General features: G+C 71.6%; 11 protein-coding genes. 4 read left to right on the plus strand and 7 right to left on the minus strand.

All coding sequences use genetic code 11. From position 1 onward, the window contains the following. Window positions 1-49: 49 nt before the first annotated feature. On the minus strand, window positions 50-469 hold the full coding sequence (locus tag ACTOQ3_RS13815; protein ID WP_362689791.1) for a DUF3151 domain-containing protein: 420 nt from the start codon (window positions 467-469) through the stop codon (window positions 50-52). 103 nt (window positions 470-572) lie between these two features. Then, window positions 573-1,595 (minus strand): class II fructose-bisphosphate aldolase, encoded by a 1,023-nt coding sequence (gene fbaA / locus ACTOQ3_RS13820; RefSeq protein ID WP_440083781.1) that lies wholly within the window; start codon window positions 1,593-1,595, stop codon window positions 573-575. A 314-nt stretch (window positions 1,596-1,909) separates the two neighbouring features. Here fbaA and ACTOQ3_RS13825 point away from each other — a divergent pair, with 314 nt between their 5' ends. Then, complete coding sequence (locus ACTOQ3_RS13825; RefSeq protein ID WP_440083782.1) at window positions 1,910-2,335, plus strand: hypothetical protein; 426 nt, start codon at window positions 1,910-1,912, stop codon at window positions 2,333-2,335. 118 nt (window positions 2,336-2,453) lie between these two features. On the opposite strand, the gene pyrE is transcribed toward ACTOQ3_RS13825, so the two are convergent. Then, entirely contained in the window at window positions 2,454-2,990 is a 537-nt protein-coding gene (gene pyrE, locus ACTOQ3_RS13830; RefSeq protein ID WP_440083783.1) for an orotate phosphoribosyltransferase, read from the minus strand. A 176-nt stretch (window positions 2,991-3,166) separates the two neighbouring features. On the opposite strand from pyrE, the gene ACTOQ3_RS13835 reads away from it, so the two are divergent. Beyond that, window positions 3,167-5,920, plus strand: a complete 2,754-nt coding sequence (locus ACTOQ3_RS13835; RefSeq protein ID WP_440083784.1) for a zf-HC2 domain-containing protein — start codon at window positions 3,167-3,169, stop codon at window positions 5,918-5,920. Window positions 5,921-6,231: 311 nt separating this feature from the next. Next, complete coding sequence (locus ACTOQ3_RS13840) at window positions 6,232-7,440, plus strand: NYN domain-containing protein (RefSeq protein WP_440083785.1); 1,209 nt, start codon at window positions 6,232-6,234, stop codon at window positions 7,438-7,440. 42 nt (window positions 7,441-7,482) lie between these two features. Here ACTOQ3_RS13840 and ACTOQ3_RS13845 read toward each other — a convergent pair whose 3' ends face one another. Both ACTOQ3_RS13845 and ACTOQ3_RS13850 read right to left on the minus strand, forming a co-directional pair. Further along, window positions 7,483-8,115, minus strand: coding sequence for a response regulator (locus tag ACTOQ3_RS13845; RefSeq protein ID WP_440083786.1), 633 nt, complete (start codon window positions 8,113-8,115; stop codon window positions 7,483-7,485). A gap of 3 nt (window positions 8,116-8,118) precedes the next feature. After that, window positions 8,119-12,294 (minus strand): HAMP domain-containing protein, encoded by a 4,176-nt coding sequence (locus ACTOQ3_RS13850; protein WP_440083787.1) that lies wholly within the window; start codon window positions 12,292-12,294, stop codon window positions 8,119-8,121. 120 nt (window positions 12,295-12,414) lie between these two features. Here ACTOQ3_RS13850 and ACTOQ3_RS13855 point away from each other — a divergent pair, with 120 nt between their 5' ends. Further along, window positions 12,415-13,953 (plus strand): PP2C family protein-serine/threonine phosphatase, encoded by a 1,539-nt coding sequence (locus tag ACTOQ3_RS13855; protein WP_440083788.1) that lies wholly within the window; start codon window positions 12,415-12,417, stop codon window positions 13,951-13,953. A gap of 154 nt (window positions 13,954-14,107) precedes the next feature. Here the strand turns inward: ACTOQ3_RS13855 and ACTOQ3_RS13860 are convergent, their stop codons facing one another. Both ACTOQ3_RS13860 and ACTOQ3_RS13865 read right to left on the minus strand, forming a co-directional pair. Continuing rightward, window positions 14,108-15,874 (minus strand): S9 family peptidase, encoded by a 1,767-nt coding sequence (locus ACTOQ3_RS13860; RefSeq protein WP_440083789.1) that lies wholly within the window; start codon window positions 15,872-15,874, stop codon window positions 14,108-14,110. A 175-nt stretch (window positions 15,875-16,049) separates the two neighbouring features. After that, window positions 16,050-16,880, minus strand: coding sequence for a putative RNA methyltransferase (locus ACTOQ3_RS13865; RefSeq protein WP_440083790.1), 831 nt, complete (start codon window positions 16,878-16,880; stop codon window positions 16,050-16,052). Window positions 16,881-16,886: the final 6 nt, after the last annotated feature.

A 16,886-nucleotide genomic window follows, 5' to 3' on the forward strand; every position in this document is an offset into this window, starting at 1 on the left:
GGATCAGGGGTGGGACCGGCCGCGGGGCCGGGGGTGGGACATCGCCTGGTCAGCGGCTTGTCAGCTCCTCGGACGCCTCGGCGCTGGAGTCCTTCAGGAACTGGAAGCACCGCTCGGCCTCCTCCTTCTCCCCGATGCTCTGGGCGGCGCGGGCCAGCGCGTGCAGGCAGCGCAGGAACCCCTGGTTGGGAAGGTGCTGCCAGGGAATCGGGCCGTGCCCCTTCCACCCCGCCCTGCGGAGCTGGTCCAGGCCGCGGTGGTAGCCGGTGCGGGCGAAGGCGTACGACGTCACGGCGTGCCCCGCCGCGAAGTACTCGTCCGCGAGTACGGCCCAGGCGGCCGGGTACGCGGGGAAGCGCGCGGCGACGTCGGATGCTTGGGCGCCGGATTCCAGCGCCTCCCGGGCCTCGGGCAGGTCCGGGAGCAGGGTGGGCGGCGGGCCGGCGAGGAGGTTCTCGTGCGATTCCATAACGACAGTCCTACCCGGTGTACCCGCGTCAGGCCAAGATCGGCCCCCGGAGTCTTTCCGGAAGCCGATCTCTCGCGATCTCCGCCGTGGCGCTTTCGCGGCCTTAGGAGATCTTCGTGCCCGCGGACTTCAGGTGCTGGGCCGCCTCGACGATGCGCGCCGCCATCGAGGTCTCGGCGGCCTTGCCGTAGGAGCGGGGGTCGTACACCTTCTTGTTGCCGACGTCGCCGTCGACCTTGAGCACGCCGTCGTAGTTCCTGAACATGTGGTCGGCGATCGGGCGGGTGAAGGCGTACTGCGTGTCGGTGTCGATGTTCATCTTCACCACGCCGTAGGAGATGGCCTCGTGGATCTCCTCGAGCAGCGAGCCGGAGCCGCCGTGGAAGACCAGGTCGAACGGCTTCTCCGTGCCGTACTTGGCGCTGACCGCGTCCTGGATCTCCTTGAGCACGCTCGGGCGGAGCTTGACGTGGCCCGGCTTGTAGACGCCGTGCACGTTGCCGAAGGTCGCGGCGAGCATGTAGCGGCCCCGCTCACCCAGGCCAAGGGCCTCGGCGGTCGCGAGGGCGTCCTCGGTGGTGGTGTAGAGCTTCTCGTTGATCTCGCCGACGACGCCGTCCTCCTCGCCGCCGACGACGCCGATCTCCACCTCCAGGACGATCCGCGCGCGGGCCGTCTTCTCGATGAGCTCCCTGGCGATCTCCAGGTTCTCGTCCAGCGGCACGGCGGAGCCGTCCCACATGTGCGACTGGAAAAGGGGATCCTCGCCCCTGGCCACCCGCTCGAGGGAGATGTCGAGCAGCGGGCGCACGAAACCGTCCAGCTTGTCCTTGGGGCAGTGGTCGGTGTGCAGGGCGATCGTCACGGGATAGTTGGCCGCGACGACGCGGGCGTACTCCGCGAGCGCCACCGAGCCGGTCACCATGTTCTTGACCGTGGTGCCCGAGAGGAAATCGGCACCGCCGGTCGACACCTGGACGATGCCGTCGCTCTCCGCCTCGGCGAACCCCCTGAGCGCCGCGTTGAGGGTCTGTGACGAGGTCACGTTGATGGCCGGGTAGGCGAAACCGCCCGTCTTGGCCCGGTCGAGCATCTCGGCGTAGACCTCTGGAGTAGCGATAGGCATCGTGTCATCTCCCTGGAGACGGCTGTGAACAGCTGGCGCGTGGCTATGAGGACATAGCCCGTGGGCCAGTATCCCGGGTTCATGCCCGGCCGGATAGCTCCAGTACCACTTCGATCCGTACCGATGCGCCCCGGCCGTGTCTCCAACCTATCCCCGGCCCCTCCCCGGCCGGAGAGCCCGGGGGGCGCACGACCTGGGCGGGTACGGACGATCTTCCAGATCGCGGTTCTTCCTGACCGATCCGCCGGGACGGTCGTGAAATCTCCTCACGAACCGCTAACCTCCACAGTGTGGGACGCCACAGGTCTGACCCCATGGGTATCGCGCGCCTGGTCCTCGTCGGACTGGCGGTGCTGGCGCTCGTCGCCCTGATCGTGTTCGGAGTCCTCTCGCTGTTCGGCAGCCTGGGCTCCGGCGCGGACACGGTCGCGTCGCCCGCCCCCTCGGCCGGCGTGTCGTCCGCCGCCGTCTCCCCGCCCCCCTCCGCCACCCCCGAGCGCGTCCCGACGGTCCTCGTCGAGTGCCTGCGGGAGCACTGCCCCACGGTCTTCCTGAAGGTCACCGGGGGCGACGTGCTCCTCGACCGGGAGCTGACCCGCGGCGAGCAGTTCCAGGCCTTCGATCCCAAGATCGACGTCGTCCTGGCCGACTCCGCCGCCGTCCGCGTCCAGGTGAACGGGGCCGTCCGCTCCCCGGGCAAGGCGGGGGAGCGCCAGGAGTTCACGGTCTCCCGCGGCTGATCCCGGCTCTCCCGCCGGCTCCGGATCCCCCGCGCGCAAAGCCCTCCGGCGCTCCGTGCACGGCTCCAGGCCAGAGCGGACTCCAGGCCGGATCGGGCAGTGGTCGGCGGGTGCTGCTCTAGGCCAGGCCGAGGTCGGCCAGGTCGTAGGCGGTCAGGTACGGCAGTCCTGCCCCGGTGATCGCCGCGGCGGCCCCCCGGTCCACGATCGTGGCGACCGCCACGACCTCGGCGCCCGCCTCGCGCAGCGCCTCCACGGCGGTCAGCGGGGATCCGCCGGTGGTGGAGGTGTCCTCGACCACCAGCACCCGCCGTCCCGACACGTCCGGTCCCTCGATCCGGCGCTGCATGCCGTGGGTCTTCTGCGCCTTGCGGACCACGAACGTGTCGAGCCTCCCGCCTCGCGCGGCCGCCGCGTGCATCATGGCGGTCGCCACCGGGTCGGCGCCCAGCGTCAGGCCGCCGACCGCCTCGTACTCGAGGCCCTCGGTGATGTCCAGCATGACCCGCCCCACCAGCGGCGCCGCCTGCCCGTCAAGGGTCACCCTGCGCATGTCCACGTAGAAGTCGGCCTCCATGCCCGAGGACAGCACGACCTTGCCGTGCACCACGGCCTTGCCCTTGATCTCCGCCAGCAGGTTCTCGCGATCGCTCATGGCACAAGGTTAGGGCGATCCCCGAACCCGTCCGATCGGACCCCGCCGGGAAACCGGGCCGCCGTAACGCGAGTTTCGGGCCGGAGGTGGCAAAAGTGCAATCCGGGTTTACTCGCGGCGCGTACTGCGGGATTATCCGGCAGGCAACTCCAGGTAATGGCGAGGTCACAATGAGTGTGAAAACATCTCAAGGCGATGCTGAACTGCTGGCTGCCACCAGGAACGGCGACGTGGCCGCCTACCGGGTGCTCCATCAGCGGCACGCCCCCGCGGCGCATGCCCTGGCCCGCCTGCTCCTGCCGGGCGAGGCCGACGTCGAGGGCGTCGTGGAGAGGACGTTCGCCGATGTCCACCACGTGATCGCCCGGGGACACGGGCCGGAACAGGCGTTCCGCGTCCACCTCCTCACCGCCCTCCGCCGCACCGCCGACGCCTGTCCCGGTACGACCGGCACGGGGAACGGCCCGGCGGCCGCCGCACCGGAAGTCGCACCGGAAGCCGGCAGGAAGGCATCGGGGGAGACCGGTGAGCGGGCGGAGGGGGAGGACGGAGAGAGCGCGGGCGGGGAGGGCGGAGGGGGCGGAGAGATCGGCGAGCGGGCGGAGGGAGAGATCGGCGAAGGGACGGACGGGGAGGCCGACGAAGACGAAAGGGCGGACGGGGATGACGGGGGGACCGGCGAGCGGGCGCGGGGGGAGATCGACGAGCGGGCGGACGGAGAGTCCCCTTTCGGTCCGCGCGCGTTTCTCGTCGACCCGTCGGTGGCGGGCCTGGAACGCTCACCGGTGGCCAGGGCGTTCCTCTCCCTGCCCGAGCGGTGGCAGTTCGTCCTGTGGCACGCCGAGGTCGAGAGGCTCAGGGCCGAGGACGTCGGGCTCCTGCTGGGCCTGACGGTCAACGGCGCGGCCGCGCTCGCCCACCGGGCACGGGAGGGGACGCGCCAGGCGTGCCTGCGCATCCACCTGGCCGAGACGTCCGCCCCCGAGTGCCGGCCCGTGCTGATCAGGCTGGGTCCCTACACCCGCGGCGGCCTGCCCAGGGAACAGGGCAGGATCATCGAAAGGCATCTGGACGGCTGCTCCGGCTGCCGCGCGGTGCTCGCGGAGCTGACCGGTATCGGCCAGGGCATCCGCTCGGTGATCGGACCGCTCGTCGCCGGTCCCGCGTTCCCCGCCTACCTGACGGCACTCGCCAGGATGGGCGCCACGGCGGGCGGCGGGCTGTCCGGGCGCTGGCACCGGGCTCCCCGGTCCGTACGGCGCGCCGTCGCGACCGGTGCGATGGCGACCGCGGTCGCGGTGGCCGCGGCCCTCGTGCTGGTGTCGGCCGAGGAGCCCGCCCCCGGGCCGAGCACGGCCTCCGAGCCGATCGTCGTGGCCCCCGCGCCCGGTTCCCCCGCCCCGCGGGGGTCCTCGGACGGGCCGGACACCTCCGGCTCGTCCGTACCGTCACTCTCCGGGCGGCCGACGGGTCCCGACCGCGAGCCCGCCGGGACCGGGACGACGTCAGGATCCGGTGGGGCGAGTGCCGGTGCGGCACCCGGCGCAGGGCTCGGGGGAACGGGAGCCGGGAGCGGTGACCCGGCCGGGACGCCGCCGGGGACGGCGGGAGCGGGACAGGACGGCCGGACGGGTTCCTGGCTCGCCCCCCGCCTGGTGGCCAAAATCGACGCGCTCGGCGCCCTGGTCAGGTCCGAGGCCGGGATCGTCGTGGTGCGCCTCCGCAACGCGGGCCGAGGGCGGAGCGAGGAGGTCGTCGCCGATGTCGGCCTGCCGCGAGGCGTGACGCTGCCGTCCGGGTCCCGCAGGGGAAACGCCGTCGGCGGCGTCACGCCGGTCGGCACGGTCGACGGCTGGTCCTGCCGGGCGAGAAGCCGGGGCGCCCGCTGCGTCCGCGGCCCGCTGCCTGCGGGCCGGGCCACGGCGGTCTTCCTGAGGGTCCTGGTGTCGGGCGACGCGCCCTACGGGGCGGTGCCCTCGGTCACGGTCTCCACCGCGGGGACGCGGGTGGCGGCCAGGTCGCGCGGCGGGGTACGGGCGACGGGGGCCCCGGCCCGGTTCGCCACCGACGGCAGGGTGGCCGTCTCCGCGATCGGCAACACCCTGATGAGCTGCGCGCCCTCGGAGCCCGCGTGCGAGGCCGCCCACTCGCGGCGGGGCGGCAGGCGCGACAACAACAGCTGGGAGATGCGCCCCCTCGACCGCGACGGGGACCCGTCGACGAGCAGTTCGAGCGCCGCCCGGCTCGTCGTGCCGGCCGCGAGCGAGGTGGTCTGGGCGGGACTCTACTGGTCGGCGAGCGCGCCCCCCAGCGAGCGGATCAAGCTCAAGGTGCCGGGCGAGGAGCGGTACCGGCAGGTCAGGGCCACGCAGGTGGTGGAGCGGGAGCTCCCCGCGGGGCGCGGCTACCAGGCGTTCGCCGACGTGACGCGTCTGCTGGGCACGGCCCGCGGGACGTACTGGGTGGCCGACGCCTCGGTGCGGTCCGGGGTGGCGCGCCATGCCGGCTGGAGCCTGGTGATCATCGTGGCCGACCCGCGCCGGCCGTACAGCCAGGCCGTCGTCGTGGACACCGCGACGGTGCTGGACGGGGGGCACCGCTCGGCGCGGATGCCGCTCGGAGGGCTCACCCCCTCCGGCTCCGACGCCCCCGCGAGGCTGGCCCTGGTGACCTGGGAGGGTGACGCGGGCGTCATGGGCGATCGGGTGAGGCTCGGCGGCCGGCCCCTGCGGCCCGCGGGCGGGGAGCAAGACCCGCGCAATCCCTTCGACGGGTCCGCCGCCGGGGCGCGGGGCACCGGCACGACCTTCGGCACGGACGTGGACCGCTTCCGGACGCCCCTCGGCCGCGACCCGGTGCTGGAGCTCAGCACGCACCAGGACGTCCTGCTGTTCGGCGCGGCGGCGGTGAGCGTACAGACCGCCTTCTGACGGGGCGCGCCGTTCGCCCGGGTCCGCTGTGCGGCGAAGGCGTCATGCGGGGTGTGGGGGCACATGGGGCGGGGCGGCGGGAAACCCGAGCGAGTGGCACCTCGCCGGGGGGATCCACGAACGGGACAAACTGGTACGGTCGGCGTGAACGATCCAGCGTATGGTCGAGCGCGGGTGGAATCGTCGGGATTCACCCTCGGATGGTCAGCTGCTTGATTACCCTGAGGAAGGGCCGTCTGTCCGGTCTCTTAGGGGTTCTTTCAGGCTTGTCTGAACCGAAGGATCGGGCCACGTAGGAAGGGCGGTGTCGTGTGGATCGTTGCGCGCTGTTCGTGGACGCCGGCTACCTGCTGGCCGACGGCGCGATGGCGGTGCACGGTACCCGCCACCGCGAGTCCGTCTCCTGGGACTACCCGGGGCTGCTCCAGCTGCTCAACAAGCTGTCGAGAGAGCGCACCGGCCTGCCGCTGTTGCGCTGCTACTGGTACGAGGCGACCGTGGAGGGCCGCCGCACCCCGGAACACGACACGCTGGCCGACATCCCCGGCCTCAAGCTCCGCCTGTCGCGCATCCGCCCCGGCCGTCGCGAGGGCGTCGACGCCCAGGTCCACCGCGACCTGATGACGCTGGCCCGCAACGGCGCGGTCTGCGACGCGGTCGTGGTCAGCGGTGACGAGGACCTCGCGCAGGTCGTCTGCGACGCCCAGGACCTCGGCATCCGGGTCACGGTGGTCCACATCAGCGCCGACGGCAGCTGGGCCGTCTCCCGCACGCTGCGCCAGGAGTGCGACGACCTGATCGAGATCGGCGCCGGTCATCTGCGCCCCCACGTCAGCCTGCTCAGCGGCGAGACGCCCGCCCTGGTGGCCAACGGCCACCAGCACGGCTCCGGCAACGGCCAGCCCGCCACCTCCCGCGGTGCCGGCGGGAGCAACGGCGCCCCGGCCACCAGCCCCATCCCCGCGGTCCAGACCTCCCGCGCGGCCCACGCCCAGCCCGCGCTGCCCTCCACCTACCCGAGCTACACCCAGGAGTCGCCGATCACCCCGGTCGCTCCCGCCGCACCGCCGTCCCCGCCCTCCTCGCCGTCCCCGCCCGCCTCCGCGCCCTCCCACGCGGCCGTCGGCAACCAGACCGGCCCGCTGCCGGCCGCGCCGCAGTACTCGCTGGGCAACACCGGCGGCATGCCGAGCTACCAGTCCCCGCAGATGGGCGCCTACACCGGCCCCCAGCCGGCCCCGGTCCCCCCGCAGAGCTCCGGAACCGGCACCGCGACGACTCTCTCCGACGCGGTGCAGGCCGCCCACAAGGAAGGCCACGACTTCGGCGAGTCCGTGGCCAAGGACGCGCCCGCCCTGTGGCTGGAGGCGGTCCTCGCCCGTAAGCCCCGGATGCCCTCGGACCTGGAGGCGCGCCTGCTCCAGGGCTCCTCCCTGCCGATCGACTTCCTCCTGCACGACGAGGTCCGCCACGCCCTGCGCCGCGGCTTCTGGGACGCCCTGGAGCGCGCCCGCCGCTGAGACGCGTAAGCGCGCTCAGGACCGCAGCGCGAGAACGGTCCGTCAGGTAAGTGCGTCGAAGCCCGCGCGCAGGTGGCTGAGGCGGTTGGACAGGTCGGCCACCGGTCCCGCGAGGCCGGGGTCGCCGCTCTTACGGACCAGCTCGGCGACCCGGCCGAGCTCCTCCTCGACGGCGGCCAGGCGCCTGGACAGCTCGGGCAGCACGGCGGCCTGGTCGGACGCCTCACCGGGCGGCAGCTCCGCGCCGAGGCGCTCGCGGAGCATGGTGGCCTGCTCGGCCAGCCTGCGGTTCATGTTGTAGAGCTCCACGAACACCGCGACCTTGGCCCGGAGCACCCACGGGTCGAAGGGCTTGGTGAGGTAGTCGACGGCGCCCGCGGCGTAGCTGCGGAAGGCGTAGTCGGGCGCGCTGTCGACCACGGTCAGGAAGATGATCGGGATGTTGCGGGTGCGCTCGCGGCGCTTGATGTGGGCCGCCGTCTCGAACCCGTCCATGCCCGGCATCCGGACGTCGAGCAGGATCAGGGCGAACTCCGTGCCGAGCAGGGCCTTCAGCGCCTCCTCACCCGACTTCGCCCGCACGGGTACCAGATCGAGCGAGCTGAGAATGGCCTCGAGCGCGATCAGGTTCTCCTCCCGGTCGTCGACCAGGAGAATCTTGGCTCTGTCCGGCATCGATCACACGCCTTCGTTGGAGTCGCCGGCCGGCTTGCCCCGGGTCAGCCAGCCGCGCAACCTCTCCAGGAGGCGGTCGACGTCCACGGGCTTGGGCACGTAGTCGGAGGCGCCGGACGCGATGCTTTTCTCCCGGTCACCTCGCATGACCTTAGCGGTTAGCGCGATGATCGGCAGATCCGCGAACTGGGGCATCCGGCGGATCGCCGAGGTGGTGGCCCAACCGTCCATCTCCGGCATCATGATGTCCATCAGGACGAGGGCGACGTCCTCGTTGCGCTCGAGCTGCTCGATGCCCTCGCGGCCGTTCTCCGCGTAGATCACCGTGGAGCCGTAGCGTTCGAGCACGCTGGTCAGCGCGAACACGTTGCGGATGTCGTCGTCCACGATCAGGATCTTCGCCCCGGTCAGCGGGTCGTCGCCCTTCCACGGCTTGCCCTCGCCCTGCGGGAACTGCGGCAGGGGCATGTCGTCGTTGAACGTCAGCTCCGGCAGGTCGTCCGGCTCCTCCAGCACGCCGACGAGCGCCGGGTTGCGGGGGGAGGCGCTGGGGGTGCTCGCCCCGCCGTCGCGCGAGGCCAGCGGTCCGCCGTACGACGGGGGCAGGTAGAGGGTGAAGGTGCTGCCCTCGCCGACCTCGCTGATCACGTGGATCTCGCCGCCGAGCAGACGGGCGATCTCGCGGCAGATGGACAGGCCCAGGCCCGTCCCCCCGTACTTGCGGCTGGTGGTCCCGTCGGCCTGGCGGAACGCCTCGAAGATGACCTCCAGCTTGTCGGAGGCGATCCCGATGCCGGTGTCGACCACCTCGAAGGCGAGGATGCCGTCGGCGCCGCGCAGGGTGTCGTCCACGAAGGAGACGGTGCGGCCGGCGTGGATCACGCGCAGCCGCACCTCTCCCTTGGGAGTGAACTTGATCGCGTTGGAGAGCAGGTTGCGCAGCACCTGCTGGAGGCGCTGCTCGTCGGTGCGGAGCTCCTGCGGGATCGAGGGGTCGACCTCGACGGTGAACGACAGGCCCTTGTCCTGGGCGAGCGGCGCGAAGGTGGCCTCGAAGTAGTCGACGAGCTTGGGCAGGGAGATCTGCTGGGGGTGGATGTCCATCCGGCCCGCCTCGACCTTCGACAGGTCGAGGATGTCGTTGATCAGCTGCAGCAGGGCCGAGCCGGCGCCGTGGATGGTCCTGGCGAACTCCACCTGCTGGGCGGTGAGGTTGCCCTCGGCGTTCTCGGTGAGCAGCTTGGCCAGCACGAGGAGGCTGTTCAGCGGGGTGCGCAGCTCGTGGGACATGTTGGCGAGGAACTCGGACTTGTAGCGGGAGGAGACCGCGAGCTGCTCGGCGCGCTCCTCCAGCGTGCGGCGGGCCTGCTCGATCTGGAAGTTCTGGATCTCGATGGCCCGGTTCTGCTTGGCCAGCAGCGCGGCCTTGTCCTCCAGCTCGGCGTTGGAGCGGCGCAGCTCCTCCTGCTGGCGCTGGAGCTCGTCGGAACGCTCCCGCAGCTCGGTGGTGAGGCGCTGCGACTCGGTCAGCAGGTCCTCGGTCCTGGAGTTGGCGATGATCGTGTTCATCGTGACGCCGATGGTCTCGACGAGCTGGTTCAGGAAGTCGTGGTGGATCTCGCTGAACTCGCTGAACGAGGCCAGCTCCAGCACGCCGAGCACCTGCGTCTCGAACAGGACCGGCAGCACGACGATCTGCGCGGGCGTGGAGGTGCTCAGTCCGGTGTCGACGGTCAGGTAGCGGGCGGGCACGTTGCCGAGGATGATCCCCCTGCCCTCCATCGCGGCCTGTCCCACGATTCCCTCGCCGGTCGCGAACCGCTGCCGGGGGCCGTTGCCGGAGCGGGCGCCGTACCCGGCGATGAGGTGCAGGTCGCGGTCGCCGGTGGGTTCGGCGAGGTAGAAGGCGCCGTAGTGGGCCGACACCAGCGGGGTCAGCTCGCTCATGATGAGCTTGGCGACCTCCATCAGGTCGCGGTGGCCCTGCATGAGGCGGGAGATCCTCGCCAGGTTGGACTTCAGCCAGTCCTGCTCCTGGTTGGCGGTGGTGGTGTCGCGCAGCACCGCCACCATCATGTTGATGTTGTCCTTCAGCTCGCCGATCTCGCCCTCGGCGTCGACGGTGATGGAGCGGGTCAGGTCGCCGGTGGCCACGGCGGTGGTGACCTCGGCGATGGCGCGCACCTGGGTGGTCAGGCGGGCGGCGAGCTCGTTGACGTTCTCGGTGAGGCGCTTCCAGATGCCCTCGGCGCCCTCGACGCGGGCCTGGCCGCCCAGCTTGCCCTCGGAGCCGACCTCGCGGGCGACGCGGGTGACCTCCGCACCGAAGGACGACAGCTGGTCGACCATGGTGTTGATCGTGGTCTTCAGCGCGAGGATCTCGCCCTGCGCGTTCACGTCGATCTTGCGGGTCAGGTTGCCGGACGCGACCGCGGTGGTGACCTCGGCGATGTTGCGGACCTGGTAGGTGAGGTTGTTGGCCATGGAGTTGACGTTGTCGGTGAGGTCCTTCCAGACCCCGGAGACGCCGCGTACGCGGGCCTGGCCGCCGAGCTGGCCCTCGGTGCCGACCTCGCGGGCGACGCGGGTGACCTCGTCGGCGAACATCGACAGCTGGTCCACCATGGTGTTCAGGGTGTCCTTGAGCTGGAGGATCTCGCCCTGCGCGTCCGCGGTGATCTTCTTGGACAGGTTGCCCTGGGCGACGGCGGTGGACACCGCGGCGATCTGGCGGACCTGGGTGGTCAGGTTGTTCGCCATCACGTTGACGTTGTCGGTGAGGTCCTTCCAGGTGCCGGAGACACCGGGCACCTGCGCCTGGCCGCCGAGCTGGCCCTCCGAGCCGACCTCGCGGGCGACGCGGCTCACCTCGGAGGCGAACGACGACAGCTGGTCGACCATGGTGTTGATCGTGGTCTTCAGCGCGAGGATCTCGCCCTGCGCGTTCACGTCGATCTTGCGGGTCAGGTTGCCGGACGCGACCGCGGTGGTGACCTCGGCGATGTTGCGGACCTGGTAGGTGAGGTTGTTGGCCATGGAGTTGACGTTGTCGGTGAGGTCCTTCCAGACCCCGGAGACGCCGCGTACGCGGGCCTGGCCGCCGAGCTGGCCCTCGGTGCCGACCTCGCGGGCGACGCGGGTGACCTCGTCGGCGAACATCGACAGCTGGTCCACCATGGTGTTCAGGGTGTCCTTGAGCTGGAGGATCTCGCCCTGCGCGTCCGCGGTGATCTTCTTGGACAGGTCACCCTGCGCCACCGCCGTGGAGACCGCCGCGATGGCGCGGACCTGGGTGGTCAGGTTGCCCGCCATCACGTTGACGTTGTCGGTCAGGTCCTTCCAGACCCCCGAGACCCCGCGCACCTGTGCCTGGCCGCCGAGCTGGCCCTCGGTGCCGACCTCGCGGGCGACGCGGGTGACCTCCTCGGCGAACGCCAGCAGCTGGTCGACCATGGTGTTGACGGTGTTCTTCAGCTCGAACATCTCGCCGACCGCGTCGACGGTGACCTTGCGGCTCAGGTCGCCTCGCGCGACCCCGGTGGTCACCGCGGCGATGTCGCGGACCTGCGCGGAGACGCGGCTGGACATGGTGTTGACGGCCTCGGTGAGGTCGCGCCAGCTTCCCGACATGCCGCGCACGTTCGCCCGGCCGCCCAGGCGGCCCTCGGTGCCGACCTCCCTGGCCACCCGCGTCACCTCGGAGGTGAACAGCGAGAGCTGGTCGACCATGCCGTTGATCGCCTTGCCGAGGCGGCGCACCTCGCCCCTGGCACCGCGGTCGAGGTCGATCCGGCGGGACAGATCACCCTTGGCCACCGCGTCGATCACGTCCGCGGCCCCGCTGACCGGGCCCACGAGCGCGTCGATCAGCGTGTTGACCGAATCGACGCTCTCGGCCCATGAGCCCACGCCGGGACCGGGGGTGAGGCGCTCGCCGAAGCGGCCCTCCTTCACCACCTCGCGGCGGACCCGGTGCAGCTCGTTGGCCAGGTGCTCGCGGCGATCGGCCACCTCGTTGAGCAGCAGGCGGATCTCGCTGAGGATTCCCGGCGGGGCGTGCGGCACCCGGCGGCGGAAGTCACCGTCGCGCCAGGTGATGAGCGTCTGCAAGATTGGTCGCAGATCCGATTCGCTGTAACGTCGCTCCTCGACGTCGGGCACGGTGTTGACCGTGGTCATATGACCTCCTTGACTCCCGGGGGCGCAGCCGTGAGTCACCCCAGTCTGTCACGGTGCGCAATGTGTAGTCCCACCTTCGATTCACCCCATGTCAACGGGAAGTGTGGTAGTCACGGAACAGTGACCAGTGCTCCACGCGCCGTCCTGGCGGCGACCTTCGCCCCAGGACACACGGCCGTTCCTGCCGCCAGGCGGTTCACCATCGAGGTGATGACCGCCTGGGCCGCCGCGTCCGTTCTGGCGGTCGCCGAGCGGCTGGCGGCCGACCTGTCGTCACAGGTGACCGATGCCTCTTTTGAGATCGTTTGGAGCCATCTGGGCGACGGGCTGCAGATCGAGGTGCGCCAGAAGCGGGCCCCCGACGGGAGCCCCGGCGCCCCGTCCGTACCGGTGGAGGAATGGGGTGTCACCTTCGCCGGTCAGCAGCGTACGCACTGGGCCAGGATCCGGCTGCCCGGCTCCTCCGGGCGGCCGTCCTCGGAGTGGACCGCCGAGGAACCCAGCCGCGGGCCGATCTGGATGGGTTTTCTCGCCGACGCCAGCGACCTGCTGGCGGGCACCCTCGACCCTGACATGGTGCCCGCGATCATCTCGCAGATCGTGGTGCCACGGCTGGCCACCTGGTGTGCCGTCTACACCTGGAGCAACGGCGGCGGCCCGCAGCGTCCAGCCTACCTCTGGCACACCGACGAGCGGCGCATCGACGAGCTCCGGGAGGAGCTCGCCAGCGTCCAGATCCCGCAGGCCGGCGGCTCCATGCAGTTCGCCGACTCGCAGGTGCTGGTCATCCCGCTCCTCGCGCGCGGGCGCACGCTGGGCGCGATGTGCCTGGGGCGGCCCGACCGGTTCGCCGAGGACGTCTTCCAGTACGCCGAGGACATCGGCCGCCGTGCCGCGCTCGCCCTGGACAACGCCCTGCTGTACGCCACCCAGGCGGCGGCCAACCGGGCCCTGCAGCGCAGCCTGCTCCCTCCCGACGAGCCCGGCGAGATCCCCGGTCTGGACCCCGCGGTGGTCTACGAGCCCGCGGGGGAGACCAACGAGGTCGGCGGGGACTTCTACGACCTCTTCGCGGCCGGCGACGGCTCCTGGCGGTTCGCGGTGGGCGACGTCTGCGGGACCGGCCCCGAGGCCGCCGCGGTCACCGGCCTGGCCCGCCACACCCTGCGCCTGCTCTCGCGGGAGGGGTACGGGGTGGCCGCCGTCCTCGACCGCCTCAACCAGGCGATCCTGGAGGAGGGCGAGCGCGCCCGCTTCCTGACGCTGCTGCACGGGGAGATCAGGCCCGTGCCGACCGGCCTGGACGTGGCGATGGTCTCCGCGGGGCACCCGGAGGCGCTGCGGCTGCGGCCCAGCGGCGTCGTGGAGGCCGTGGTGACCTCGCAGTCGCTGCTGGGCGTCTTCCCCGAGGCGACCTTCAAGGCGGAGCTCGTCCATCTCGACCCCGGTGACGTGCTTCTCGCGGTGACCGACGGGGTCACCGAGCGTCGCAGGGACGGGCGGCTGCTCGACGACGACGGGGGGCTGGCCAAGCTGCTGGCCGAGTGCGCGGGGCTGTCGGCGAGGGCGGTCGCCGAGCGGATCCGCCGCGCGGTCCAGGACTTCGCCCCCGAGCCGAGCGCCGACGACATGGCGATCGTGGTCCTGCGCGCCCGCTGACGGGGTCGCCCACCCGGGGGAGGAGGCCCGTTGACGGGGCTGCCCACCGGCCGGACGGGCCGTTGACGGGGCCGTCCACCTGCCGGGCGAGATCGCCCGCACGACCCGGGGACCGTACGGGCGAGACCGTCACCCTCTCACCGGGCGATGTGGGCTATATATCGGTATTCACGTGCTTTCTGGCGAAATCCAGCTGGGCCGACATCTGCGCGATCCGCTCGGAGACGACCAGGGAGCCGTGACCCGCGTCGTAGCGGTACACCCGGTGCTCGTGGTCGCGCTCGGCGAGCCGGGCCACGTACGCCTCGATCTGCCCGATCGGGCAGCGCGGGTCGTTCTCCCCGGCGAGGATCAGCAGCGGGGCCTCGACCTGGTCGACGTAGGTGATCGGCGAGCTGTTCGCGTACCGCTCGGGCTGCTCCTCGGGCGAGCCGCCGAGCAGCGCGCGGTGGTAGGAGCGCAGCGCCTCCGTCTCCTCCTCGTAGGTGGCGACGTGGTCGGCGATCGGCACCGTGGCGATGCCCGCCGCCCAGATCTTGGGCTGGGTGCCCAGGCCGAGCAGCGTGAGGTAGCCGCCCCAGGAGGCGCCGGACAGCACCAGCCGGTCGGGGTCGCAGACGCCGCGGTCGACCATCGTGTCCCTGACGGCGGCCACGTCGGCCAGCTCGATGTGCCCGACGTCGCCGTGCAGGGCGTTCCGCCAGGCCGAGCCGTATCCGGTGGAGCCCCGGTAGTTGACCCGTACGACCGCGAAGCCGAGATCCACCCAGGCTGCCACCTGCGGCACGAAGGAGTCGTCGTCCTGGGCGGTGGGCCCGCCGTGCAGCATGAAGACCGTGGGGAAGGGGCCCGAGCCGCGCTCGGGGCGGGAGACCAGGGCGTGGATGCGGCCGCCCGGCCCCTCCACGTCCACGTCCTCGACCGGGACCGACGGGGGCGAGGTGGGGCCGCCGTGGTTCATCACCACGTGGCCGCTGGTCGACCGGATCAGCGGCGGGTGGGCCCCGCTGGACCAGGAGTACTCGACGGAGCCGTCGGGGCGGGGGGCGGCGGCGTCGATCACGCCGTGCTGGGTCTCGATCGGGAAGAGCCCGCCGCCCGGAAGGTCGTAGCGGGTCAGATAGGTGCGCCCCCGGTTGCCGCGCACGACGAGCAGCGAGCGGCCGTCGTCGTACCAGTCGGCGGTGATCTCGCCCGGGTCGCGCAGCCAGATCTCCCGCTGGTCGCCGGTCTCGGGGTCCCAGACGAGGGGCTCGCGGCGGCCCCTGCGCTCGTGCAGGGTGAGCAGGCGGCGGTCCCCGGACAGCGGGGCGAAGCGCAGGCCGACGACCCCCTTGCCGGGACCGTCGTGCAGGTCGCCGACGACCTCGCCGTTGCGCCGGAGCACGCGCAGCCCGGGGTGCCTGGCGTCGCCGTGCTCGCTGTGGCTGATCGCGATCAGCGAGCCGTCCAGGGAGACCGCGGAGACGGCGGCCGCCTCGGTGTGCTCGTAGATCGTCCGCGCGGGCTCGCCCGGCCGTACGAGATGGATGGTGAAACCCTGTCCGGGCCTGGCCATGCCGACGACCGCGTCGCCCGTCGCCGAGAGCCCGAGCCCGGCGGGGAATCCGGGGGCGAGGTCGACCGGCTGGTCGGGGCCGCCGTAGAAGGGCTGGCGCATCCACCGGCCCCACTCGTCGCCGTCGGTGTCGTCGAACCACCAGATCCACTGCCCGGTGGGATCGATCGCGCCGTGCGAGGTGCCCTTGGGACGCGAGGTCGCCTGACGGGCGGAGCCGCCCGCGCGGTCCCAGGCGTAGACCTCCCACGCCCCCGAGGCGTTGCTGCGGTAGACGGACCGGCTGGGAGCCTGGCTCGCCCACACGGGCAACGTCGCGCGCGGCGCACGGAACCTGGCCTGCCAGCGCTCCTCCGCCTTCATATGGCGCTTCCCTCCGTCAAGGTGTCAGCTTCACGCGTCCAGGCGCGGGCTCGCCGGATTGCGGTCCAGTATGTCGCCTTCACCGGCTAATTGCTTGAGTAATGTCAGGGAATTTCGGACTAAAAGTCACATCAGTAACAGGTGCCCCGAAGGGGCTGTCAAGCACACAGCTTGCTCAGAGGTGGTGCTTAAAGATAGACATACGGAAAGAAGCCTCCACGAGGCACATTTCTGGGAGTTCTGCGATCTTTCTTCGCATAACTTCCGTGTCCGTATGCCAGGCGCTGGGCCCCATTCCCACGACCGCCTCGACCGCATCATGCCCCAGGGCCATCTCGAACGCGAGAGTGCTCCGGCCGGTCTCGACGAAGTGCTCGTTCAGGCTCTCCGCCACACGCCGCTCCTTCGAGTCGTCCACCGACAGGAGCCCCAGCCGCTCCACCAGTGGCGATAGGTGCCGCGAGGTCGGTGTGACCACTACGAGCTCACCGTCCCCCTTGAGCACTCGTGCGAACTCTGCCCCATTTCTGGGGGCGAACACATTGAGAAGCACATCTATCGTGTCATCTCCCAGCGGCAGCGGTCTCCACACGTCGGCCACGACCGCCCCCAGCCGGGGATGGGCCCGCGCGGCCCGTCTGATCGCGTGTTTGGAGACGTCCAGCGCCACCCCGGCGGCCTCCGGCAGCCCGTCGAGCGCCCGCGCGAGGTAGTGGCCCGTCCCGGCACCGGCGTCGGCCACCACCCTCGCGTCGGTACGGCAGGCGCCGGCGACCGCCTCCGCCAGCGGGGCGTAGTGCCCGGCGGCGAGGAACGCGTCCCTGGCCGCCACCATGGCCGCGCTGTCGGCCGTTCCCGGCACCCGGGACCCCGTCAGCAGGCTGACGTATCCCTGCCTGGCCACGTCGAAGCCGTGCCCCAGGGCGCACCGCAGGACCCGCTCCCCGAGCTCCAGGGAGCCGCGGCAGACCGGGCAGGCGAGGTGTTCGACGACATCGTCCAGCATCTCCCC

The sequence above is a fragment of the Streptosporangium sp. LJ11 genome, from assembly GCF_051918945.1.
Classification (GTDB): domain Bacteria; phylum Actinomycetota; class Actinomycetes; order Streptosporangiales; family Streptosporangiaceae; genus Streptosporangium.

What these genes read in the sequence shown, in the direction of transcription:
- ACTOQ3_RS13815 (WP_362689791.1), bottom strand. Translation starts at nt 469, where the DNA reads ATGGAATCGCACGAGAACCTCCTCGCCGGCCCGCCGCCCACCCTGCTC.
- fbaA (WP_440083781.1), bottom strand. Translation starts at nt 1,595, where the DNA reads ATGCCTATCGCTACTCCAGAGGTCTACGCCGAGATGCTCGACCGGGCC.
- ACTOQ3_RS13825 (WP_440083782.1), top strand. Translation starts at nt 1,910, where the DNA reads ATGGGTATCGCGCGCCTGGTCCTCGTCGGACTGGCGGTGCTGGCGCTC.
- pyrE (WP_440083783.1), bottom strand. Translation starts at nt 2,990, where the DNA reads ATGAGCGATCGCGAGAACCTGCTGGCGGAGATCAAGGGCAAGGCCGTG.
- ACTOQ3_RS13845 (WP_440083786.1), bottom strand. Translation starts at nt 8,115, where the DNA reads ATGCCGGACAGAGCCAAGATTCTCCTGGTCGACGACCGGGAGGAGAAC.
- ACTOQ3_RS13850 (WP_440083787.1), bottom strand. Translation starts at nt 12,294, where the DNA reads ATGACCACGGTCAACACCGTGCCCGACGTCGAGGAGCGACGTTACAGC.
- ACTOQ3_RS13860 (WP_440083789.1), bottom strand. Translation starts at nt 15,874, where the DNA reads ATGAAGGCGGAGGAGCGCTGGCAGGCCAGGTTCCGTGCGCCGCGCGCG.
- ACTOQ3_RS13865 (WP_440083790.1), bottom strand. Translation starts at nt 16,880, where the DNA reads ATGCTGGACGATGTCGTCGAACACCTCGCCTGCCCGGTCTGCCGCGGC.